This window comes from Streptomyces sp. NPDC002076 (genome assembly GCF_053593835.1).
Genome location: NZ_JBSFDI010000002.1, coordinates 66,104 through 87,386, shown reverse-complemented (window position 1 = coordinate 87,386; position 21,283 = coordinate 66,104). Strand labels below are relative to the sequence as shown.

Annotated in this window: 16 protein-coding genes; 6 read left to right on the top strand and 10 right to left on the bottom strand. The window is 73.6% G+C overall.

Features of this window, described 5'->3' with window-relative positions; all coding sequences use genetic code 11:
* Positions 1 to 21 precede the first annotated feature (21 nt).
* From prcB to ACWCQS_RS04605, 3 genes are all read right to left on the bottom strand, one after another.
* Positions 22 to 876, bottom strand: coding sequence for a proteasome subunit beta (prcB, locus tag ACWCQS_RS04615; protein WP_451003092.1), 855 nt, complete (start codon positions 874 to 876; stop codon positions 22 to 24).
* 73 nt (positions 877 to 949) lie between these two features.
* The gene (locus ACWCQS_RS04610; RefSeq protein ID WP_451003091.1) at positions 950 to 1,930 is read right to left on the bottom strand and encodes a lysylphosphatidylglycerol synthase domain-containing protein; all 981 of its coding nucleotides are present in this window, start codon (positions 1,928 to 1,930) and stop codon (positions 950 to 952) included.
* Complete coding sequence (locus ACWCQS_RS04605) at positions 1,927 to 3,414, bottom strand: hypothetical protein (RefSeq protein ID WP_451003504.1); 1,488 nt, start codon at positions 3,412 to 3,414, stop codon at positions 1,927 to 1,929. The genes ACWCQS_RS04610 and ACWCQS_RS04605 overlap by 4 nt, the downstream gene beginning before the upstream one ends.
* Before the next feature lie 167 nt (positions 3,415 to 3,581).
* Between ACWCQS_RS04605 and ACWCQS_RS04600 the strand changes: the two genes are divergently transcribed.
* Entirely contained in the window at positions 3,582 to 3,965 is a 384-nt protein-coding gene (locus ACWCQS_RS04600; protein ID WP_451003090.1) for a BlaI/MecI/CopY family transcriptional regulator, read from the top strand.
* The gene (locus tag ACWCQS_RS04595; RefSeq protein WP_451003089.1) at positions 3,962 to 4,855 is read left to right on the top strand and encodes a M48 family metalloprotease; all 894 of its coding nucleotides are present in this window, start codon (positions 3,962 to 3,964) and stop codon (positions 4,853 to 4,855) included. The genes ACWCQS_RS04600 and ACWCQS_RS04595 overlap by 4 nt, the downstream gene beginning before the upstream one ends.
* Positions 4,856 to 4,884: 29 nt before the next feature.
* On the opposite strand, the gene ACWCQS_RS04590 is transcribed toward ACWCQS_RS04595, so the two are convergent.
* Positions 4,885 to 7,248 (bottom strand): glycoside hydrolase family 65 protein, encoded by a 2,364-nt coding sequence (locus tag ACWCQS_RS04590; RefSeq protein WP_451003088.1) that lies wholly within the window; start codon positions 7,246 to 7,248, stop codon positions 4,885 to 4,887.
* The gene (locus tag ACWCQS_RS04585; RefSeq protein ID WP_451003087.1) at positions 7,245 to 7,985 is read right to left on the bottom strand and encodes a beta-phosphoglucomutase family hydrolase; all 741 of its coding nucleotides are present in this window, start codon (positions 7,983 to 7,985) and stop codon (positions 7,245 to 7,247) included. Before ACWCQS_RS04585 ends, ACWCQS_RS04590 begins: the two co-directional genes overlap by 4 nt.
* An 85-nt stretch (positions 7,986 to 8,070) precedes the next feature.
* Between ACWCQS_RS04585 and ACWCQS_RS04580 the strand changes: the two genes are divergently transcribed.
* Positions 8,071 to 8,733: a nucleoside/nucleotide kinase family protein gene (locus ACWCQS_RS04580; RefSeq protein WP_451003086.1), complete on the top strand. Its 663-nt coding sequence runs from the start codon at positions 8,071 to 8,073 to the stop codon at positions 8,731 to 8,733.
* Positions 8,734 to 8,739: 6 nt separating this feature from the next.
* On the opposite strand, the gene ACWCQS_RS04575 is transcribed toward ACWCQS_RS04580, so the two are convergent.
* The 5 genes from ACWCQS_RS04575 to ACWCQS_RS04555 all read right to left on the bottom strand — a co-directional run bounded on the left by ACWCQS_RS04575 (position 8,740) and on the right by ACWCQS_RS04555 (position 15,672).
* Positions 8,740 to 10,569 (bottom strand): hypothetical protein, encoded by a 1,830-nt coding sequence (locus ACWCQS_RS04575; protein WP_451003085.1) that lies wholly within the window; start codon positions 10,567 to 10,569, stop codon positions 8,740 to 8,742.
* A 5-nt stretch (positions 10,570 to 10,574) separates the two neighbouring features.
* A complete protein-coding gene (locus ACWCQS_RS04570; RefSeq protein ID WP_451003084.1) occupies positions 10,575 to 11,453 on the bottom strand; it encodes a carbohydrate ABC transporter permease in 879 nt (292 codons plus the stop codon).
* 18 nt (positions 11,454 to 11,471) lie between these two features.
* Complete coding sequence (locus tag ACWCQS_RS04565; RefSeq protein ID WP_451003083.1) at positions 11,472 to 12,449, bottom strand: carbohydrate ABC transporter permease; 978 nt, start codon at positions 12,447 to 12,449, stop codon at positions 11,472 to 11,474.
* Positions 12,450 to 12,889: 440 nt separating this feature from the next.
* A complete protein-coding gene (locus ACWCQS_RS04560; protein ID WP_451003082.1) occupies positions 12,890 to 14,221 on the bottom strand; it encodes an ABC transporter substrate-binding protein in 1,332 nt (443 codons plus the stop codon).
* Between the two features lie 305 nt (positions 14,222 to 14,526).
* Entirely contained in the window at positions 14,527 to 15,672 is a 1,146-nt protein-coding gene (locus tag ACWCQS_RS04555) for an ROK family transcriptional regulator (protein WP_451003081.1), read from the bottom strand.
* A 282-nt stretch (positions 15,673 to 15,954) separates the two neighbouring features.
* Between ACWCQS_RS04555 and ACWCQS_RS04550 the strand changes: the two genes are divergently transcribed.
* From ACWCQS_RS04550 to ACWCQS_RS04540, 3 genes are all read left to right on the top strand, one after another.
* The gene (locus ACWCQS_RS04550) at positions 15,955 to 16,854 is read left to right on the top strand and encodes a BadF/BadG/BcrA/BcrD ATPase family protein (protein WP_451003080.1); all 900 of its coding nucleotides are present in this window, start codon (positions 15,955 to 15,957) and stop codon (positions 16,852 to 16,854) included.
* 208 nt (positions 16,855 to 17,062) lie between these two features.
* Complete coding sequence (locus ACWCQS_RS04545; protein ID WP_451003079.1) at positions 17,063 to 18,970, top strand: phosphatase PAP2 family protein; 1,908 nt, start codon at positions 17,063 to 17,065, stop codon at positions 18,968 to 18,970.
* 92 nt (positions 18,971 to 19,062) lie between these two features.
* The gene (locus ACWCQS_RS04540; protein ID WP_451003078.1) at positions 19,063 to 21,225 is read left to right on the top strand and encodes a phospholipid carrier-dependent glycosyltransferase; all 2,163 of its coding nucleotides are present in this window, start codon (positions 19,063 to 19,065) and stop codon (positions 21,223 to 21,225) included.
* The last annotated feature ends 58 nt before the right edge of the window (positions 21,226 to 21,283 follow it).

The following is a 21,283-nucleotide window of genomic DNA, read 5'->3' as shown; positions in this document are numbered from 1 at the left end:
GAGCGCCCGGCGCCGCACGGCTCAGGGGGTGGCGTGGGGGCCGTCCGGGTGGGCGCTGCGCTGCTGGATCATCTCCCCGCTGAGTTCCTCGGTCTCCTCCCCCGGCAGCCGCTCGAAGCCGTCCTCGGTGATGACGGCGACGACCGGGAAGATACGGCGGTGCAGGTCCGGGCCGCCGGTGGCCGAGTCGTCGTCCGCCGCGTCGTACAGCGCCTGGAGCGCGGCGAGGACGGCCTCGCGCCGGGTGAGGCCCGGCCGGTACAGCTTCTTCAGCGCGCCGCGGGCGTACGGGGAGCCGGAGCCCTCGGCGTAGAAGTCGTACTTCTCGTAGAGCCCGCCGGCCGCGTCCAGGCCGAAGATGCGGCCGCGGCCGCCGTCGGGCTCGGTGAGGTCGTACCCCGCGAGCAGCGGGACGACGGCGAGGCCCTGCATGGCCTGGGCGAGGTTCTGGCGGATCATGGCCGCGAGCCGGGTCGCCTTGCCGGCCAGGGTCATCGGCGTGCCCTCGATCTTCTCGAAGTGGGTGAGCTCGACCTGGAAGAGCCGCACCATGTCGACGGCGAGGCCCACGGTGCCGGCGAAGGCGACGGCCGTGTAGTCGTCGGCCGGATGCACCTTCTCCAGGTCGCGCTGGGCTATCAGGTTGCCCATGGTGGCCCGGCGGTCGCCGGCGATCAGCACGCCGTCGCGGTAGGTGAGGGCGAGCACGGTGGTGCCGTGCGGGCACCGGTCGGGGGCCATCCGCACTCCGGCCGGCAGCGCGGGTGCGGTGGGCAGCAGCCCGGGGCGGTGCGCGGCAAGGAACTCGGTGAAGGACGACGTCCCCGGCCTGAAGAACGCCTCCCCCGGCAGCCCCGCTGTGTCGTTCCCCGACATGGCTCTCCCCCTCCCGCACGGCATCGACACCCGACTCCTACCTGTGGCGGGCGCGCGGGAAACTCCCGCTGGCTCACAGGGCCTTGCGCCGCACCAGCACGCCGAGCACCAGCAGCCCCGGAAGCAGGGGCAGCCACACGGTCAGCAGCCGGTACCCGAGCACGGCGGAGGCGGCGGCCGCGCCGGGCGCGCCGGAGACGGTGAGGGCGAGGGCGAGCGCCGCGTCCAGGGAGCCGAGGCCGCCCGGGGTGGGCAGCAGGGCCGCGGCGCTGCTGGCGGCGAGGTACAGCAGGGCCACCTGGAGCGGGGGCAACGGCAGTTCGACCGCCTGGGTGACGGCGATGAGGACCAGCGAGTGCAGCGCGGCGAAGGCGAGGGAGCCGCCCCACAGGGCCGCCGCTCGCGCGGGGCAGGTGTGCAGGGCGCGGATGTCGGCCAGGACGGCCGTGAGGGCCCGTCGGCAGCGCGCCCACCACGGGGTGGCCGGCAGGGCCATGAGCAGCACGAGTCCCCCGAGGGCGACGGCGAGGGTCGTCGGGGTGAGATGCGGTGGACGCAGCAGTCCCGGGCAGGCCGGGACGAGCAGCGCGATCAGTGCCAGGCGGACCGCGGCACCCGCGGTGGCCTTGACGGCGAGGGCGCTGGCCGAGCGGCCCGCGGGCAGTCCGCAGCGCATCAGGAACCTGAGGTTCACCGCGCCGGCGCCGAGCCCCGCGGGCAGCAGATGGTTGGCGGCGGAGGCGGCGAACTGGGCGGCGACCAGCCGGTGTCCGGGCAGCCGTCGGAGCACCGCGCCCTGCTGGGCAAGGGCCGAGGCCGCCCAGGTGCCGACGGCCGCCGTGGCGCCGACCAGCAGCCAGCCCTGGTCGGCTCCGGCCAGCCGCCCGGCCCCGCTCTCCAGGGCGGGCCAGTGCCGGCGGGCCAGGTACAGCCCGCCGAGCAGGACGGCGAGCAGGACGCCCGCGTGCCAGTAGGCGTGCCGCCGGCCCAGGGACGTGGTGAGTTCCGGCGGGGACTCCAGCGGCCGTTCCCGGGTACCCGGCGGGGACGTCATCGGCCGCCCCTGGGCACCGAGTAGTACAGCCGCTGTCCGTCGAGCGGTTCGGACGGCCAGTGGCGGGCGTATCCGGGCGGCCTGGTGCCGTCGGGCACCAGCGCGGCGACCGGGATCCGGCGGGCGGTCCCGATGATGGCCTCCTGGGTGCTGTTGGCGTTGTGCCCGGCCGTCGCGGCCGAGGAACAGCCGGTGTAGAACGCGACGGGGATCGCCCCGTCCCCGGCGAGCAGGCAGGGCGGGCGGACGCCGAGCCGGTGCAGAAAGGCGGCGGTGCGGGACCAGCCGCGGTGGTCCGCGGTGGTGTTGCGGACCGTCTTCTCCAGGACCGCCAGCTGCACCGCGAGATGGGCGGCGAGTCCGAGGCAGAGCAGTGTGGCGACGACCGGGCGCCAGGGCCGGCGCGGCGCGGTGAACAGGTACACCAGGGCGCCGGCGACCGGCAGTGCCAGCAGGGCGTAGGCCGGGAGCAGGAAGCGCGGGGCGGCGTAGCCGATCATGAACAGATACGGGAAGGCGGTGGTGGCCGCGCAGGCGAGCGGCAGCAGCGTGGCCGTCGTACGCCGGGCGCGGACAGCGACGACGAGCCCGAGCACGGCGAGCAGGGGCAGGACGAACCACCAGAGGGTGACCACCGGGTTGGGGAGGTGACCGGTGCACGGCCGGCACAGCGCCCTGCCGCCGAGGCTGCGCAGCTGGTCGACGACGGCGGAATGCCAGCCGAGTCCGCCCTGGATCTGCGAGCCCTCGGACAGCCGGCGCACCGGGCCGCCGTAATCGGTGTACGCCTCGATCACCCACTCGGCGCTGCCCGCCGCGAGCCCGGCGAGCAGCACCGCGAGCGCCCGCCAGTGGCGGCGGGCCAGGCCGAGGGCGAGGAGCGGCAGCACCGCCCAGACGGCGTCCATGGGCCGCATCAGGGCCATGAGCGCGGCACTCGCGGCCAGGCCCCACGGGGCGGCCCGGTCGGCCCGGTCGGCGCGGGCGCGCAGGAAGCAGCCGACGGCGGCCAGGGCGCCGACGGCGACCCAGTAGTTGGGCATGGCCTGCGGGCCGTAGAACAGGGTGACCCACAGCGAGGCGAACAGGGCGCCGGCGAGGGCGAGCACGCGCACCGGGAACAGGCCGCGCCAGGCGCGCAGGGCCAGATACAGGGCGAGGCCGGACAGGACGGCGAGGTAGATGCGCAGCAGTGCCGTGGAGGTGGACCAGGAGGCGACGGGCGCGACGAGCAGCGGGACGCCCCGCGCACGGGGTGCGCTGAAGAAGGCGGCGGGGGCCTGGGGACTGACCTGGCTGACGTACACCGTCTCGTCCCAGCCGAGGCCCATGCCGGGCCGGACGAGGAGGAGTTGGGCCAGGGTGAAGGCCACGGCGACGGCCGCGAGCGGTGCGGTGGCACGGAACGGCCGGGTGCCGCCGGACGTGCGGAACGAGCGCGAGCGCCGGATTCCGGCGAGTGTGGCGTGCGCGCTGCCGGCCATCATCACCCCTCTGCCCCCGCGGCATGTGGGGACCCTTGTCACCCTACAGCCTGTAGGGTCGCGAACGGGAGTCGGGGAAAACACCGCCAAACTACCCCGAACCCGGGCCTCACGCCGGGAGGATGGGGCCATCCGGCCGACGGCACTACGCGCTGTAAGGTTGGGGCATGGCTGGCACAGGGGCCCGCGGCAGGGCGGAGCGGCGCAGCGCCGGTGAGCTGGAGAGCGAGGTACTGGCCGCGCTCTGGGCCACCGAGCGGCCACTGACCCCGGCCGAGATACAGGCCGAGATCGACGGGGCGCTCGCCTACAACACGGTACACACCATCCTCAAACGCCTGTACGACAAAGGGCTGGTGCTGCGGGACGCCGACGGGCGGCGCGGGGCGTACCGGCCGGCGAAGAACGCGGCCGAGCTGACCGCCGAGGCGATGCACGAGGTCCTGGACCGGGGCCCGGACCCGATCGCCGCGCTCCAGCAGTTCGTGACCGGACTGAGCCCCGAGGAGGAGCGGGCGCTGCGCGAACTGCTCGCCGGAGGCGGCGCATGAGGTTTGACGTGTACACCCCGCTGGTGCTGTCCCTGCTGCTGTCGGTGGCCGGCCCGCTGGTCGCCCGCCGGGTCGCTCCGGCGCTGGCCGCGCGGGTGCTCACCTCGGCGGCCGTACTGACGGCCGCGGCCACCACCTGGTCGCTGGTCCTGCTGGCCGCCGCGCTCCTCGGGGACGCGCCGCCGGTCATTCGCGAGGCCCGCCAGGACGGGCATCCGGTGACGGACCCGGTGCCCGAGGCGATCGGCCTCGCCGCCTGTCTGGCGCTGGTGGCGATCGCGGTACGGGTGTACCGGGCCCTCGGCGCAGAGCGCCGCACCCGCCGCGCCCTGCGCCGGCTGTGCGCGGGGCACCCGGCGGGCACCGAGCTGATCGTCGCCGCCTCCGAGGTGCCGCAGGCGTTCGCGATCCCGGGCCGGCCGGGCCGGATCCTGGTCACCTCGGCGATGCTGCGCGCGCTCCAGCCCGCCGAGCGGCGGGTGCTCCTCGCGCACGAGCGCGCCCATCTGGCCCACCGGCACGGGCCGTTGGTGGCCGCGGCGACGCTCGCGGCGGCGGCCGACCCGTTGCTCGGCCCGGTGCGCAAGGCCGTCGGCTTCCTCGTGGAGCGGTGGGCCGACGAGCAGGCGGCGGCCACGGTCGGCGACCGGCGGACCACCGCCCGGGCGCTGGCGCGGGCCGCGCTCACCACCGGCCGGGCCCGCACCGCCTGTGCCCTGCACTTCACCGACCGCGCCGTCACCCGCCGGATCGCGGCCCTGCAGACCAGCCCGCCCCCACGGCTGTGGCCGGCCGCGACGGCCGTCCTCCTTCTGGGCACCCTGTCCGCACTGCTCGCGGCCGACGCGACGGGCGACTTGCTGCGGCAGCTGTCCGGCGTCCTGAACTGAGAGAGCCCGCGAGAAGCGCCCCGAAGGGGTCAACTCCCGTTCGGGGCCCGGTGCAGCGGCTGCTCGGGAGCGGCACGGCGAACGACCGGCGGCACCGCCCGCACCGCCGGCTCGTCGGCGCTCACGGTGAGCGGCTCACCATGGTGCCGCAGGCTCAGCGGCGGCCCGTCCAGCAGCGCGTACGTCGCCTTGTCCGCGCCGATGTCCACGCGCAACCGCCGGCCGCGGAACTCGACGTTGAAGGCCAGCCGGCTCAGCCGCTCGGGCAGGCGGGGCGCGAACCGCAGGCGCTCGCCGTCGCGGCGCATCCCGCCGAAGCCCGCCACCAGCGCCATCCAGGTGCCGGCCAGCGAGGCGATGTGCAGCCCGTCGCGCGTGTTGTGCTCCAGGTCCTGCAGATCCATCAGTGCTGCCTCGGCGGTGTAGGCCCAGGCGAGGTCCAGATGGCCCGTCTGGGCGGCGACGACGGCCTGGCAGCACGCCGACAGTGAGGAGTCCCGCACGGTCAGCGGCTCGTAGTAGGCGAAGTTCCGGGCGACCTGCTCGGCGTCCTCCTCGTCGTGTCCGGTGTCGAAGAAGTCCCCGCAGGTGTACATGGCCAGCACGAGGTCGGCCTGCTTGACGACCTGCTTGCGGTAGAGGTCGAAGTAGGGGAAGTGCAGCAGCAGCGGGTACTGCTCGGGACGGGTGCCCGCGAAGTCCCAGCGCTGGTAGCGGGTGAACCCGGCATGCTGCTCGTGGACACGGAGTTCGTGGTTGTAGGGGACGTACATGGCCTCGGCGGCGTCCCGCCAGGCCGCGCTCTCCTCCTCGTCCACGCCGAGCCGGGCCGCCTCACGCGGATGGCGTTCGGCGGCGTCGGCCGCGGCGAGCAGGTTCTGCCGGGCCATGAGGTTGGTGTAGGTGTTGTCGTCGGCGACCGCGCTGTACTCGTCGGGTCCGGTGACGCCGTCGATGTGGAAGACGCCGTGCGCGTCGTGGTGTCCCAGCGAGCGCCACAGCCGGGCCGTCTCCACCAGCAGTTCCACGCCGGCCTCGCGCTCGAACAGGGTGTCGCCGGTGGCCTCGACGTACCGGACCACCGCGTCGGCTATGCCGGCGTTGACGTGGAAGGCGGCGGTGCCGGCCGGCCAGTACGCCGAGCCCTCCGGTCCCGCGATGGTCCGCCACGGGAACGCGGCTCCGCCGAGCCCGAGTTGGGCGGCGCGTTCGCGGGCCTCGTCCAGGGTGTTGTACCGCCAGCGCAGCGCCTCGGCGACCGCCGCGGGGGCGGTGTGGACGAGCACGGGCAGCACGAACATCTCGGTGTCCCAGAAGGCGTGCCCGTCGTAGCCGGAGCCGGTCAGGCCCTTCGCCGGGATGGCGCGCTGCTCGGCGCGGGCCCCGGCCTGCAGGACGTGGAACAGGGCGAAGCGTACGGCCTGTTGGACCTGCTCGTCGCCCTCCGCCTCGACGTCGGCGCGGGCCCAGAAGTCGGCCAGGCAGGCCCGCTGGTCCGCCAGCAGGCCCTGCCAGCCGTCGTGCGCGGCGGCGGCGAGCGCGGCGTCGACCTGGTCGGCCATCGCGGGCAGCGAACGGGTGCCGGACCAGCCGTGGGCGACCAGCTTCTCCACCCGCAGGGTCTGACCGGGCTCCAGCACGGAGGTGACCGTCAGCCGGGCCACGTCGGCGCCGCTCTCGCTGCGCGTGGTGGTGCGCTCGGGGCCGCTGACGACATGATCGGCGGCCACCGCCACGCGCAGGCCGCTGCGCCGGGTGCGGTGCACCAGCCGCAGCCGGCTGCCGGAGGCGAAGTGGTCCTCCTGCTCCAGTGGCGACTGCAGCGCCATGGCCGCCCGCGGATCGCCATTCGACTCGGGCAGGCTCTCGTTGGCGACCAGCTCGGACTGGATCACCACCCGGCTGCGGCTGCCGACGGCCGTCACCTCGTACGCCACCGCGGCCACCGCGCGCTGGGTCAGCGACACCAGCCGGGTGGAGCGCACCCGGACCGTGGAGCCGGCCGGGGAGGTCCACTCGCAGGTCCGCTCCAGCACGCCGCGGCGCAGGTCCAGGACCCGCTCATGGGCGACGAGCCGGCCGTAGCGCAGGTCGAACGGCTCGTCGTCCACCAGCAGCCTGAGGATCTTGCCGTTGGTGACGTTGATGACCGTCTGGCCGGACTCCGGGTAGCCGTAGCCGGCCTCCGCGTACGGCAGCGGGTGCACCTCGTGCACGCCGTTGAGGTAGCTGCCGGGCAGGCCGTGCGGTTCGCCCTCGTCGAGGTTGCCGCGCCAGCCGACGTGCCCGTTGGACAGCGCGAACACCGACTCGCTCTGGGCGAGCACGTCGAGATCGAGGGACGTCTCCCGTACCGCCCACGGCTCCACGCTGTACGACCGGTCGGTGATCACTGCTTGCCTCCCAGTTCGGCTAGATCCTGCACCACGATGCTCGCGCCGTGCGCGTACAGCGCGTCGGCCTGGCCCACGCGGTCCACGCCGACGACATATCCGAAGCCGCCCGCGCGGCCCGCGTCCATGCCGGCCAGCGCGTCCTCGAAGACGGCCGCCCGGGACGGCTCGATGCCCAGGTCGTGGGCGGCGGCGAGGAAGGTGTCCGGGTGCGGCTTGCCCGGCAGATGGCGCTCGGCGGCGACGACACCGTCGATCCGTACGTCGAAGAAGTGTTCGGCGCCCACGGAGTGCAGCACGTCCTTGCAGTTGGCGCTGGAGGAGACGATCGCCGTGCGCAGCCCCGCGGCGCGGACCGCCTCCAGATAGCGCAGGGTGCCCTCGTAGGCCTCCACGCCGCCGGTGCGGATCCGCTCCAGCAGCAGGACGTTCTTGCGGTTGCCGAGGCCGTGCACGGTAGGGGCGTCCGGCGGGTCCTCGGGGGTGCCCTCGGGCAGGTGGATGCCGCGCGAGTCGAGGAAGGCACGGACGCCGTCGGCGCGGGGGCGGCCGTCGACGTACTCGTCGTAGTCGGCGACCGCGTCGAACGGCCGCCCCTGCTCCCCCGCGTAGTCCCGCAGGAACGCGTCGAACGTCTCCTTCCAGGCGGCGGCGTGGACGACGGCCGTCTTGGTGACGACCCCGTCGAGATCGAACAGACAGGCCTGGATGGCGTCGGGAAGACCGAGCTGAGTCATACCCAGCACTGTTCCCCATGGGACGCGGTCCAGCGAGTGGCACACGCCACACACCGCGCGAACTCCTGATGACACACTCTGCAGTGTGCCGCTGACCTTCGACGACCTCCTCGCCCGCGCCCGTGACCTCGGCCGGGCCGACCGACGTGCCGTGCTGGGCATCACGGGCAGCCCCGGGGCGGGCAAGACCACCCTCGCCGAGCATCTGGTGCGCGCCCTGAACGCCGACGGGCCGCCCTGGGTCGCACACGTGCCCATGGACGGCTTCCACCTCGCCGACGTCGAGCTGGACCGGCTGGGCCGCCGGGACCGCAAGGGCGCGCCTGACACCTTCGACGCGGCCGGGTACGCGGCGCTGCTGCGGCGGCTGCGCGAGGACACCGGCGAGGTGGTGTACGCGCCCGGGTTCGAGCGGGTGCTGGAGCAGCCGATCGCCGGCGCGATCCCGGTCCCGCCCGCCGCCCGGCTGGTGGTGACCGAGGGCAACTACCTTCTGCTGACGGAGGGGGCGTGGGCGCGGGTGCGGCCGTGCCTGGACGAGGTGTGGTTCTGCGAGACGGACGAGGACCAGCGGATCCGGCGGCTGATCGCGCGGCACGAGGAGTTCGGCAAGGACCACGAGACGGCCGCGGCCTGGGTGCTGGGCACGGACCAGCGCAACGCCGAGCTGGTGGCGACGACGCGGGGGCGGGCGGACGTGGTGGTGCCGGCGGGCGCGCTGCCGGCACCGGTGCTGCCCGAGCGCTGACGAGGCTCAGCGGCGGAGCGTGAGGGACGGCTCCCCACGGCTGTCGCCCGCCACCGCACCGACGACCGCCGTGAACGCCTCCGTGCGGACGATGAGCCCGTCCGGACCCTCCTCGAACACCGGCGCGTAGGGGCCGCCCGGCCCGTACCGCACGGCGAACACATGCAGCCCCTCCGGCGCGCCCGGTGCCGGTTCGGCCTCCAGGGCGCTGGAGGAGACCAGGTGGCGCCAGCCCTCGTCGGGGTTGCCGTAGCCGCGCGGGTCGGCGGCAAGCGCGAACGCGGCCTGTTCCTGGGTGAGTCCGGCGCGGGTGTCGAAGTGGTCGGGCCCGGGGTCCGCTGGGTGCGTGAGGCGCAGGCCCCCCGCCGAGACGACCTCGCCCTCGGCGGTGCGGCGCACCCGGTCGCCGTCGTCGGCGGCGTACGGCAGCCCGGCCAGCAGGTACGGCGCCCCGTCGAGCCACTCCACGGCGACCGCCACCCACAGGCTCGTGCCGTCGGTGACGTACAGCGAGCGGACTTGGCGCAGGACGTGGTCGCGGCCGACGACGGGCTTGGTCACCAGTTTCGCCGCGAGCCCCTCGGCGCGGACGTCCGCGACCCGGACCTCGCCCATGGGGCGGCACAGCAGGAAGCCGTCCGTGACCGGCCCGAACCCGTGCTGACGGCGCACGGCCGCGGGCAGGTAGTAGGTGCCGCCCGCCTCGATGAGCGAGGGGGTCATCCGGCCGTCGAAGGCCACGGACACGCTGCCGGAGCGCAGTTGGTGGCGGGCGGGTGCGCAGGACGGGGTGCGGTGCCAGCGGGTGGGGTCCTGGATCTGCCAGACCAGCATGAAGGCGAAGTGCCCGTCGATCCAGCCGTCCCGCTGGGCGGCGTGCCGGCCCCACCGGGTGTCACCCCGGTAGCGGCCGAGGTCGGAGCCGATGCGTGCGCCGAAGTACCGCAGTCCCAGGACGGATTCGAAGCCGGAGTGCTGTTCGCTGTACCGGGGGCCGCCGTTGTCGTAGCCGCCGGACGTCAGCCGGGCGTCGATGTACCGGGCGAGGGCGTCGCCGTCCTCGGCGAAGATCTCCTCTCCGCTGACCCGGTGGGCCTGGGCCAGGAAGGACAGGGAGATAGGGCCGTAATTGTTGTCGTAGGCGCCGCCGTGCTCGGGGGGCAGGAGCGCACCGCGGTCGCGTACGCGATGGGCGCGGATCTCGTCGGCGTACAGGCCGAGCGCTCGCGCCCGGACCGACTCGCCCTGTCCGTCCGGGAGATGGCGGGCGAGCATCAGGCCGCCGACGACGCAGCCGATGGCCTGATTCCCGGCCTCCTGCGGGTTGAAGAAGGTGGCCTCGGTGAGCCAACGCCAGTAGCCGTGCGCCAACTCACGTAGTTCCGTGCGCTGTTCGTCGTCCAGGAGGCCGTCGGCGGCGTCGAGGACGTTGACCGCCTGGAGCAGCGCCCAGACGGTGCTGGGCCAGTCGCCGATGGGGTGGGCGCCCGCTTCGAGCACGTAACGGGCATACGGCAGGCCCGAGTTGGTGACCTCGAGGTTCGGGTAGCCGGGGTTGTCCTCGGTGTACACGCGCTCGCGCAGATGGAAGGCGAGGCTGCGGCGGACGGTCTCCGGCAGCCGGGGGTCCTTGCCGCGTTGCCAGGCGAGGGCGAGCAGTGAGGTGATGCCGAGGGAGGTGTCGCCGATGTCGTCGTGGGCGTCGGGGTGTTCGAGGTTGCCCTCGGGGGTCATCCGGGCGAGGGCCTGCTCGGTGACGTCGGCGAGGACGGCGTCGTACGCCTCGGGGGTGTCCGGCAGGTCGTGCAGCGGGCCGCGCTGGTAGGGCAGATGCACGCTGTTCAGCCCTTCATTCCGGTGGTGGCCAGGCCTTCCACCAGTCTCTTCTGGAAGACGAGGAAGCAGATGAGCGTCGGGGCGAGCGCGAGTGTCGACATGGCGAACATCGCGCCGTAGGAGGAGCCGCTGGTCTTGTCCAGGAAGAGGGTGAGGCCGAGGGGGACGGTGAAGCGGGCGTTCTGCTGGAGGTAGACGAGCTGGCTGAGGAAGTCGTCGTAGGTCCAGATGAAGGTGAAGATCGTGGTGGTGACCAGGGCCGGCCGCATCAGCGGCAGGATGATCCGCCAGTAGATCTGGAGCGGGTTGGCGCCGTCCATCATCGCGGCCTGGTCCAGCTCGCGCGGGATGGAGCGGATGAACTGCACCATCAGGAAGATGAAGAAGGCGTCCGTGGCGAGGAACTTCGGCACGATCAGCGGCAGGAAGGTGTTGATCCAGGTCAGGTTGTAGAAGATCGTGTACTGCGGGATCAGCGTGGCCTGGATGGGCAGCATGAGCGTGCCGAGCATCAGGCCGAACCAGATCTTCTTTCCCCGGAACTCGAAGCGTGCGAAGGCGTAGGCGGCCAGCGAGCAGGAGATGACGTTTCCGGTCACCGCGCCGATCGTGACGATCAGCGAGTTGGTGATGTAGAGCGAGAAGGAGTTTCCGGAGCCGCTCCAGCCCTCGGAGTAGTTCTGCGGGCGCAGCCGGCCCGGGATCAGTCCGGGGTGCGTGAAGATCTGGGTGTCGGGCTTGAGGGAACTGCTGAGCATCCACAGCAGCGGGTAGAGCATGACGAGCGCGACCCCGATGAGCAGGGTGTGCAGGAGGACGCGGCGGGGGCCGGTGAGCGAGCGGAGCTTCTGCAGCGGCGACGCGTTCGGGGCGATGGCGGACATGTTCGGCTGGCTCCTCGCTCAGTCGTCGTAGTGGACCCAGTAGCGGCCGGCGACGAAGTTGACCGCCGTGAAGCCCGCGATGACCAGGAACAGCACCCAGGCCAGCGCCGATGCGTAGCCCATCTGCAGGTCCGCGAAGCCCTTCTTGTACAGGTAGAGGGAGTACAGCATGGTCGAGTCGAGCGGTCCGCCGGTGCCGTTGCTGATGACGAAGGCGGGCGTGAAGGTCTTGAACGCGTCGATGATCTGCAGGACGACGTTGAAGAAGACGATCGGGGTGAGCAACGGCAGGGTGATCCTGAAGAAGCGGGTGACGGGTCCGGCTCCGTCGATGGCGGCCGCCTCGTACACGTCCTTCGGCAGTTGCTTCAGACCGGCCAGGAAGATGACCATCGGGGTGCCGAACTGCCAGACGGCCAGCAGCACCAGCGTGTAGAGCGCGGTGTCGGGGCTGGAGATCCAGTCCTGGCCCTTGATGCCGAACCAGCCCAGGAAGTGGTTGAACAGGCCGTCGCCGCCGAAGACCTGCCGCCACACGATGGCCACGGCGACCGCGCCGCCGAGCAGGGAGGGCAGGTAGAAGGCGGCCCGGTACAGGCCTATGCCCCTCAGCGGGCGGTTGAGCAGCATGGCCACGCCGAGCGCGAACGCCAGCTTCAGCGGGACGGAGACGACGACGTACAGGAGCGTGGCGTGCACCGAGTCCCAGAAGACCGGGTCGTCGGTGAACATCTTCCGGTAGTTGTCGACGCCGATCCACTTCGGGGCCGACAGCAGGTCGAACCTGGTGAAGGACAGGTACAGCGAGTCCAGCATCGGGTAGATCGTCAGGCCGAACAGGCCCACGAACCAAGGGGCCAGGAAGAGGTACGGCCACCAGCCTCCGCCCCGACGATGGGCGAGGCGGCGCCGCATCCGGTCGCTTTCCCGCTGGTCGGACGGAGCCGCCGGAGCCGACGGCTCCTCGGCGACCGCGCCGGTCTGCGCGGTGGTCATACTCATCTCCCTGGCCCTCTCCCGGTGTTCGGTGGTGCGGTGCGGCTAGGTCCTGTCGTCCGCCCGGAGGGCGGGCCTCGCGCCCGCCGCGGAGCGGCTGATGTATGCAGTAGGTGCGTGCTCTGGGGGTCCCCCCGGCCGAAGGCTGGGGGAGTGCCGGGCTCTGGCCCTCGTACTGGATGTACTTGGGCCCGGGCCCGGCGCGGCGAGTGGGGGTGCCCCCTTTGAGGGAGCGTGCATGGCGTCGTGGGGCTGGGGGCACCGCCCGGCCGAAGGCTGGGGGAGGGAGTTTGACGACAGGGCCTGGGCGGCCTTGGTGAAGTGCCGGTGCGTGCCGCGCCCCGAAGGGGCGCGGAGCTGTGTCCGATTGCGGCTCCGCCGCGGGGCGCGACCAGCCCCCACCGGCCCGCGGGTTCATCACCGTGCTTCCAGCGGAGCGCTCAGGCGCTCAGGATTCCTGACGCCTGGTCGAAGAACTTGCCCAGCTGCGCCTTGATCGTCGCCTTGCCGAAGGCGATGGCGAGATTCGACTGGAACAGCAGGTCCCAGATCTGAGTGGCGGCCGCGGGCGGGGGCGGCGGGGCGGGCAGCGCGCTGGTGGCCTTGGCGACGCGCTTGGAGATGTAGTCGGCGTTCGCCATGTCCCGCTTGTCGGTGTCGTCCAGACCCGCGCTGATGAGGCCGCGTGCCTTGTCCGTCGGTGGGATGCCGCGCAGCAGCTGCATGTCCTTGATGGCCGTGGCGTCCTGGGCGAAGAACGACATGATCTGCACGGAGTCGGCGACGCGCTTGCTGGACTTGGTGGCGCTCAGCAGCACACCGCCGTTGAGGAAGTTGCCCTCCCGGGCGCCGGACCAGTCGCCCTGCGGAGTGGGCAGGAAGTCCAGGGTGGCGCTGGTGATCGAGCCGCCCGCGCCGTAGACACCGATGTCGAACGTGAAGAGGGTCTTGCCGATGACCACGCCGTTCTTGGTGAGGTCGTTGTGCGCCGCGGAGGTGACCGCGGCCGCCGGGGAGGCGTTGATCCTGCGCATCTCGGCCCAGTACTCCCACCACGCCTGGAGGGTGTCCGAGGTGAAGCCGAGCTTCTTTCCGTCGTCCGAGAACAGGTTCTGTCCGTGCTCGCGGGCGAAGATCTCGAAGGCGTTGAGGGTGCCGCCGCCACCGTCGTCGACGCCGAAGAGCTTGCCGCCGCTCTTCTTGTTGACGTCGACGGCGATCTTCTTCAGGTCGGCCCAGGTCCACTCGGCGTCCGGGAACTTCAGGCCCAGCTTCTCCAGCCCGCTGCGGTTGACGGTGAGCTGGTTGGTGCCGATACCGGACGGGACGCCGTACAGCTTGCCGTCCACCGTGCCGGCGGCGAGCAGCGTCTTGGAGAAGCCGGTGAGATCCAGGGTCTTGCCGACGTAGTCGTCGAGCGGGGCGAGGACTCCCTTGCGGGCGTACTGGGCGACCAGCGCGGTGTCCATCTGCAGCAGGTCGGGGGTGCTGCCGCCGGCGATCTGGGTGTTGAACTTGTTGAAGTACCCGTCGTATCCGGAGTAGGTCTCCTGGATCTTGATCTTCGGGTTCTTCTGCTGGAAGTAGGCCAGCGCCTTCTTGTAGGCCGCGTGCCGCTCGTCGCTGCCCCACCAGGTCATGGTCAGCCTGCTGCTGGTGGTGCCGGCTCCGGTGCCGCCCGCGCAGGCGGTGAGCGCGGGCCCGAGGGCGCCTGCGGCGGCGAGCCCGCTCGCGGTGCGGAAGAGGGTTCTGCGCGAGATCTGGTGACCCACCGGGTCCTCCCTGAAGATGCGTGTCGGATTTCCGGCCGGTCGCCGCGGCACGGGGGTGCGGGTGCGCGGTCGCTGCGGCACGGGTGCGGTGCTGGGGGAACGTGCGCCTCCCGGGGGCGGCCTCGCCCGGCCGCGCCGCCTGAGTTGCGGGTGGGATCCCCGGCCGCGTGCGGGCCGGTGGCGCACGAGCACGCCCTCGTGCGCCGCGCCGTACGTCGCGTACGGCCCGGATGCCACCCCAAGCCGGTGTCCCGACCGGCTTAGAAAGCGCTTGTCCGGACATTGACAGAACGAGCCGGAGGCCGTCAATCCTTCCTTCGCACGGCCTCGGTCACGGTTCGGACACCGCGGGCGACCGCGAGCCGGGCCGCGCCCACGACGGTGCCCAGGTCACCGACGGTGCTGCTGACCACCTCGGTGGGCCAGCTCAGCCGCGCCAGCTCGGTCCGCACCCCGGGCAGCAACTGCGGGTCGGCGCCGGTGCTGCCGCCGAGCACGATCAGGCCGGGGTCGAGCACGGCGGCCACGGCGGCGGCGAGCCGGCCCACGTCGGCGGCATGGCGGGCGACGACGGTGCGGGCCGGGGCGCGCCCCTGGCCCGCGAGGGCGAACAGCCGCTCGGTGGTGGCCGGGCAGGGGCCGTCCGTGGCCCGCCAGGCCTCGGCGGCACGCCGCAGCAGCGAACGGGCGCCGATGTACTCCTCCAGCGCCTCCAGGCGCGGCTCGCGGCCGTCATCCCAGGGGTAGGGCAGCCGGGCCAGCTCACCGGCGGCGCCGTTCGCCCCGCGCAGCACCCGGCCGTCGACGACGATGCCCAGGCCGACGCCCACCCCGACGCGGAGATAGCCGAAGGTGCCGCGGCCCCGGGCGGCGCCCTGGTGCAGTTCGGCGAGGGCGGCGCAGTTGACGTTGTTCTCCAGGTGGACGGGGACTCCCGGGGGCAGTGCGACGGCCATGGAGTCGAAGACCGGGCCCGCCTTGTCGGTCGCCGGACGCATCCCGCCGCCCTCCGCCGCCCGTGCGGTGACATCGCCGACGGCGACGACGACGGTGCGCAGCGGGACACCGGCGGGCAGCGCACCGAGGGCCTCGCGTACGGCGTCGGCGGCGTCGGCCCGGGAGCCGGTGGCCTCGGCCAGCAGGCTCCCGTCCAGGGCGCAGCCCCGTACCCGGGTGAGGTCGGGGCCCAGGTCGACGGCGAGCACGGCGCCGGCGTCCGGGCCGAGCCGGTAGACGGCGGCGGTGCGGCCGGTGCCGCTGGAGGCGGTGCCGGAGAGGGCGGCGAGCCGGGCGCTTTCCAGTTCGGCGACGGCGGAGGACACCGTCGGCTTGGACAGCCCGGCGAGGCTCGCCAGTTGCGGCCGGGTGGCGCTGCCCGCCCGGGCGAGCACGGCGAAGACCGCGCTCGCGCTCTCGGACAGCCGGGGCGCCGTCACCACGTCGTGTTCCACGGTTCTCCCACAGGTCAAGGACCGCTTTCGGCAGGGCACCCCGGACAACGGCACTGGGAATGCCCGGCGTCACGCGGAGCGGCCCGGGGGTCCCAACGGCCCTGAGCGCGACGCCTCTTGACGCACTGTACTTCGTTAGTTAACTTCCTAACGAACTTCACGGTACTCGCCTGCCGTACTCCGCCCGAGGCCCGTCCCGGGGCTTCCCGACCGCTCCAACCACCCTTCACCCAGGCACGGTTCGCCCACCGTCGTAAGCAGCGCACCGACGAAAGAGGTTCCGTGCAGGACTCCACGCCCGTCCTGGTCGGCATCGACGTGGGCGGCACCAAGACGCATCTGCGGGCCGTGGCCGGAGACACTCAAGTCGCCGACCTCGTCCGCGCGAGCGGCGGCTGGCGGCCGCACGACGCCGCGGCCGCCGCGTCCTGGCTGGCCGAGCTCGTCACCGACGGGCTGCCGTCCGGGGTCCGCCCGTCGGCGCTGGCCGTGGGCGGCCACGCCTGTGAGACCCCGCGCCAGTGCGCGCTGCTGCGCACCGCCCTGCGCGCGTACGTCGACGTGCCCGCGCTGGTCGTGGGTGACGCCGAACTCCTCGTCCCCGCCGCCGGGTTGGACAGGGGCGTCGGCGTGGTCGCCGGCACCGGCTCGGTGGCGGTGGGCCGGCGCGCCGACGGCACCCCCGTGCAGGTCGGCGGCTGGGGCGCGGCCCTCGGCGACGAGGGCGGCGCAGCCGGGCTGGTCCGGGAGGCGGCCCGCGCCTGCTGGGCCGCGCACGACCGCGGCGAGGCACCCGACGCGCTGGCGGCGGCGCTCCTCGAGGCGTTGGGCGTGCCCGAAGTGCCCGCCCTGGGCGCGGCGTTGGAGCGCGCCACAGACCCCTCCGCCGAGTGGGGACGGCACGCCCCGGCCGTCTTCGCCGCCGCCGAGGCCGGCTCGGCGCTCGCCCACGCGGTGATAGCCGCCGGGGGCCGCTCACTGGCCGCCCTCGTGGCGCTGCTGGCCCGGCGGGGCGTGCCGGCGGACGACGTGGTGGTCGCGGGCGGCATGGTGCTCGCCCAGCCGCTGCTCTACGACGCGTTCACCGCCGCCCTCGCCGAGTCCCTGCCGTCCGCCCGGCCGCGGCCGCTGCGGGTGCCGCCGGTCGACGGGGCGGTGGCGCTGGCACGTTCGCTCCTGTGAGGCCAGGACGGGATCTGGGCGTTTCTGTGCGGCGTGTGCCCCGCGTTCACCCGCCGACCATGCGGAGATCACCGGGCCCTCCCCGACGGGTCACACCACAGCCCTAGATATTCAGCAGTTCAACTTCTTCCCCCTTCTTCTCCACGGGATCGCACAACTCGGCACATCCCGACGGGCGCCCCGTGGACGACTCCTGAGAGGCACAGGCATGCCGTCACCTGCCGGGCACCCCTCCTCCGTGCCGAACCGGCGCGGGTTCCTCAAGACGTCGCTGGCCGCGTCGGCGGGCGTGCTCGCCGCCCCGGCCGTCGCCGCCTGGCTGCCGGCGGCCGACGCGAAGGCCGCCACCGCCCCGGCCGCGTTCGTGGACGACTACAAGACGAACGTCGTCGCCAATCTCACGCCCGAGGCCAACGCGGTGGTCCGGATCCTCGGCGGCTTCGCCCAGGTGTGGAAGACCGGCTCCGCCTGGAACAGCGGCGCCCCGCTGCGGCCCGAGGTGCTGCGCGCCGACCTGGACTACTGCGCCCGCGTCACGCAGACGCGCACCGACGCCCAGGCGAAGGAGGCGTTCGTCTACGACCGCCAGCACCAGAGTTACGCACTGATCGCCGGCCTCGGCCCGCTCGCCGGCCTCTACACGGCGGGCGCGAAGGCGGTCACATCGATCACGAGTGCGCCCGACGGCACACCCGCGACCACCGTCAGCGACGCCGTGCCGGCCGACGCCCCGGCCGGCTCGGCCCTCGGCGCCGGCGCCCACGACTCGGCCCTCGGCAAGGTCGCCGAACTGGTCGACACCCTGCGCGGACCCTACGCCTCCGGCAACCCCGCCAAGTACGCCTACGAGTACCCGCGTCCGTGGCGCCTGACCGAGGACAGCGAGGTCGTCGACACGGGGAGGACGGACGCGTTCGGCTTCCCCGTGTACGACTCACCGGTGGTCGTCGCCCCGCAGCTGCTGCGCCAGCGCGGCACCTCCCCGGCCGACGACGGCGGCTTCCCGAGCGGCCACACCAACGCCTTCCACCTGGCCGCGCTGGCCTACGCCTACGCCGTACCCGAGCGCTTCCAGGAGCTGGTGACCCGCGCGTTCGAGCTGAGCCACACCCGGATCGTGGCGGGCATGCACCACCCCGTCGACGTCATCGGCGGCCGGATCATGGCCACCGCGCTCGCCGCGGCCACCCTGGCCGACCCGGCCAACGCGGGTCTGAAGGCCGCCGCCCGTGCCCAGGCCCTCGCCTGGTTCACCGCGCAGACCGGCACCACCGCCGACACGCTGTTCGCCTACGCCCACACCGGCACCGACCCGTACGCCGACCGGGAGGTCAACGCCCGCACGGTCCGGCCCCGGCTGACGTACGTCCTCACCCGGCAGGGCCGCGATCTGCCGCTGACCGTGCCGAAGGGCGCGGAGGTGCTGGTGGAGACCCGGCTGCCGTATCTGACGGCCGATCAGCGCCGTGAGGTGCTGCGCACCACCGGGCTGCCCTCCGGGTACGTTCTCCTCGACGGCTTCGAGCAGTGGGGCCGGCTCAACCTGTTCGCCGCGGCGGACGGTTACGGCGCCTTCGACGCGGATGTCTCGGTCACGCTGGACGCGGCGGCGGGCGGTTTCTCGGCCGCCGACGCCTGGCGCAACGACATCGACGGGTGCGGCGGCCTGACCAAGCGCGGCACCGGCTCGCTGGCGCTGACCGGCCGCAACCGCTACACGGGCGGGACGGTGCTGGCCGAGGGCACGCTGGTCGCCGGTTCCGAGGACGCCCTCGGCCACGGGGACGTGCGGGTCGCGGGCGGCACCCTGCGGGTGGCCGGACGGCTCCGCGTGCGCGGCGCCTACGCGCAGGACGCGGGCACGCTGGAGGTCACCCTGCGCGCCGGCCGCAAGGCACCCCTGACGGTCAAGCACCTGGCCGTGCTGGGCGACTCGGCGGTGCTGTCGCTGCGACTGGACACCCAGCGGCCGCCGGCCGAGGGCAGCACCCTGCCGGTCGTCGACGTGCCCCGGCTGCGCGGCCGGTTCATCCGGATCGAGGTGAACTCCGACCGGCTGCGGGCCGTACCCGTGTACACGGCAGAAGGTCTGTCGGTACGACTCGTGAAGCGGTGACGCCTGCGGCGGCGGGAGCGGTGCGACAGTAGGGCCATGATCCGGCCCACGACCGTTCCCGCCGAGCCCCGGCCGGTGCCACCTCGGGGCGGATGATGGCGCGCGAACAGCACTTGCTCCTCAGCCGTGCGACTGCCGTCGAGGGCACGCGCCGGCCGGCCGCCGCCCGCCTCCGCGCCCGGCTGCGCCGCCACCGGCGGTGGCTGGTGCCGCTGCTGGCCGCGCTGTTGCTCGCCCAGATGGCCGCGGCGATGGTCACCACGGCCGTCCAGCAGACCCCGACCATCGACGAGCCGGTGTACGTCGCGACCGCCACCGACTATCTGCACGAGCACCGGATCCGCTACAACCCCGAGCACCCGCCGCTCGGCAAGCTGCTGATCGCGACGGGTGTGGCGGTGGCGGACCCGCACTACGACCCGTCGTACACCGGCACCCAGGGGGATGTGGGCCGGCATCTGCTCTACGAGTCGGGCAACGACCCCTGGCGCGTGATGCTGTGGGCGCGGCTTCCGGTGATCGTGCTGACGCTGCTGTTCGGCCTGGTCGCCTTCGCGTTCGGCCGCGATCTGACGGGCGCGGCGGGCGGCCTGGTGGCACTCGCCCTGTACACCTTCTCGCCCGATCTGATCGCCCACGGCTCGCTGGCCACGCTGGACGTGCCGATGGCCGGGTTCGTGCTGACGTCGGCCTGGCTGGTGTGGCGGGCACGACGCCGGCCCCGGCTGTATCTTCCGCTCGCCGGGGCGGCTCTCGGCGCGGCCGCGGCGACCAAGATGAGCGCACTGCCGGCGGTTCCGGTGCTGATGGCGCTGGCCGCGGCGGCCGTCCTGACGGCGCACCGGGGACCGGGGCTGCCGCCGGGGGATCGGCCGGACGCGAGCCCGGGCCTGGCGCGGTGGGCACACCCAAGGGGCGGACGGCACACGGACATCGGCCCGGATCGGGACATGCACCCGACCGGCGCGCGCCGTGACACGAGCCTCCGCCGGGAGCGGGAGGCGCCGGGAACCGGCGGACCGGACACGGGCGACGGCCGAAAGCGGCGGACACCGCACGCCGACGGCCCGGGCACAAGCGACGACGGTCGGGAACGGGACACCCTTCCGACCGGCGGGCCGCCCACGCGCACGGGCCGGGCCCAGCGGGTCCTGTCCGTCCTCACGACCCGGGCCGATCCTCGCCGGCGTACGGCCCGCTCCGCCCTCGCGGGCCCCGCGGGCGCCCGCCCGCAGGAGGCCCTGTCCCTGTTCGCGCTTTCCGGCGCGGCCGACACGCGCCCGCGCACCGCCCTGTCCGTCCTCGCGGGTGCCCCCGGCGGCCGGCGCCGGAAAGCGCTGTCGGCGCTGGGCGGTGCGGTCGTCGTGGCGGTGGTGGCGCTCGCCGTCGTCTGGGCCGCGTATCTGGCCGTGGATCCCGGCCTGCGGTTCTCCCCCGCCGAACCGGTGCCGGCCCTGCACGGGCTGCGCGGCCGGCTGGTGGACCTGCTGCCGGTGCCCGGTGCCTACCGGGCGGGCACGCGGGTGCAGTTCGGGCTGGAGGACCAGCCGTGGCAGGGCTATCTGTTCGGGCACCTGTACACCGGCTCGCTCTGGTACTACCTGCCGGCCGCCCTGCTGGTGAAGACGCCGCTCGGGCTGCTGGCGCTGGGCGCGGCGGGTGCGGTGGCGGTCGTGGCGGTGCGGCGGCTGCGGCCCGCGGCGCCGTACGTGCTGCTGCCGCCCGGGGTGCTGCTCGCGGCGGCCATGACGGGGTCGCGGGACTTCGGCACGCGGTACGCGCTGTTCGTGCCGATGTTCCTCGCGGTGGCGGCGGCCTGTGTGCCCCGTCCCGGCCGGCGGTGGACGGCCGCCGTGACGGCGGCGCTGGTGCTGTGCACGGCCGTGAGCTCGCTGCGGACGTTCCCGTACTACCTGCCGTACTCCAACGAGGCCTGCGGCGGCCCCGCCCACACCCACCGGCTGCTGCACGACTCCAACGTGGACTGGGGACAGGACCTGGGCCGGCTCGCCGACCGGCTCCGTGAGCGGTATCCGGGCGAGCGGGTGTGGCTGGTGTACAAGGGCAGCGGCGTGCCGTCGTACTACGGCATCCACGCCGCCGATCCGCGCACGGTGCCGCCGCAGCGGGTGCACGGGCTGCTGGTGGTCTCGGACTCCGCGCTCGCCAAGGCGCGTGGACGGCTCGCCGAGCTGGTCGGCAGCAGCCGGCCCGCCGGTGACGTGGGCCATTCCATCAGCCTCTTCCGGCGCTGAAACCTCCTGCTCAACCCCCTGTTCCTGACGGTGGGTGAGCTATGTTGAGTGCTTGTGG

What these genes read in the sequence shown, in the direction of transcription:
- prcB (WP_451003092.1), bottom strand. Translation starts at nt 876, where the DNA reads ATGTCGGGGAACGACACAGCGGGGCTGCCGGGGGAGGCGTTCTTCAGG.
- ACWCQS_RS04610 (WP_451003091.1), bottom strand. Translation starts at nt 1,930, where the DNA reads ATGACGTCCCCGCCGGGTACCCGGGAACGGCCGCTGGAGTCCCCGCCG.
- ACWCQS_RS04605 (WP_451003504.1), bottom strand. Translation starts at nt 3,414, where the DNA reads ATGGCCGGCAGCGCGCACGCCACACTCGCCGGAATCCGGCGCTCGCGC.
- ACWCQS_RS04600 (WP_451003090.1), top strand. Translation starts at nt 3,582, where the DNA reads ATGGCTGGCACAGGGGCCCGCGGCAGGGCGGAGCGGCGCAGCGCCGGT.
- ACWCQS_RS04595 (WP_451003089.1), top strand. Translation starts at nt 3,962, where the DNA reads ATGAGGTTTGACGTGTACACCCCGCTGGTGCTGTCCCTGCTGCTGTCG.
- ACWCQS_RS04585 (WP_451003087.1), bottom strand. Translation starts at nt 7,985, where the DNA reads ATGACTCAGCTCGGTCTTCCCGACGCCATCCAGGCCTGTCTGTTCGAT.
- ACWCQS_RS04570 (WP_451003084.1), bottom strand. Translation starts at nt 11,453, where the DNA reads ATGTCCGCCATCGCCCCGAACGCGTCGCCGCTGCAGAAGCTCCGCTCG.
- ACWCQS_RS04565 (WP_451003083.1), bottom strand. Translation starts at nt 12,449, where the DNA reads ATGACCACCGCGCAGACCGGCGCGGTCGCCGAGGAGCCGTCGGCTCCG.
- ACWCQS_RS04545 (WP_451003079.1), top strand. Translation starts at nt 17,063, where the DNA reads ATGCCGTCACCTGCCGGGCACCCCTCCTCCGTGCCGAACCGGCGCGGG.
- ACWCQS_RS04540 (WP_451003078.1), top strand. Translation starts at nt 19,063, where the DNA reads ATGATGGCGCGCGAACAGCACTTGCTCCTCAGCCGTGCGACTGCCGTC.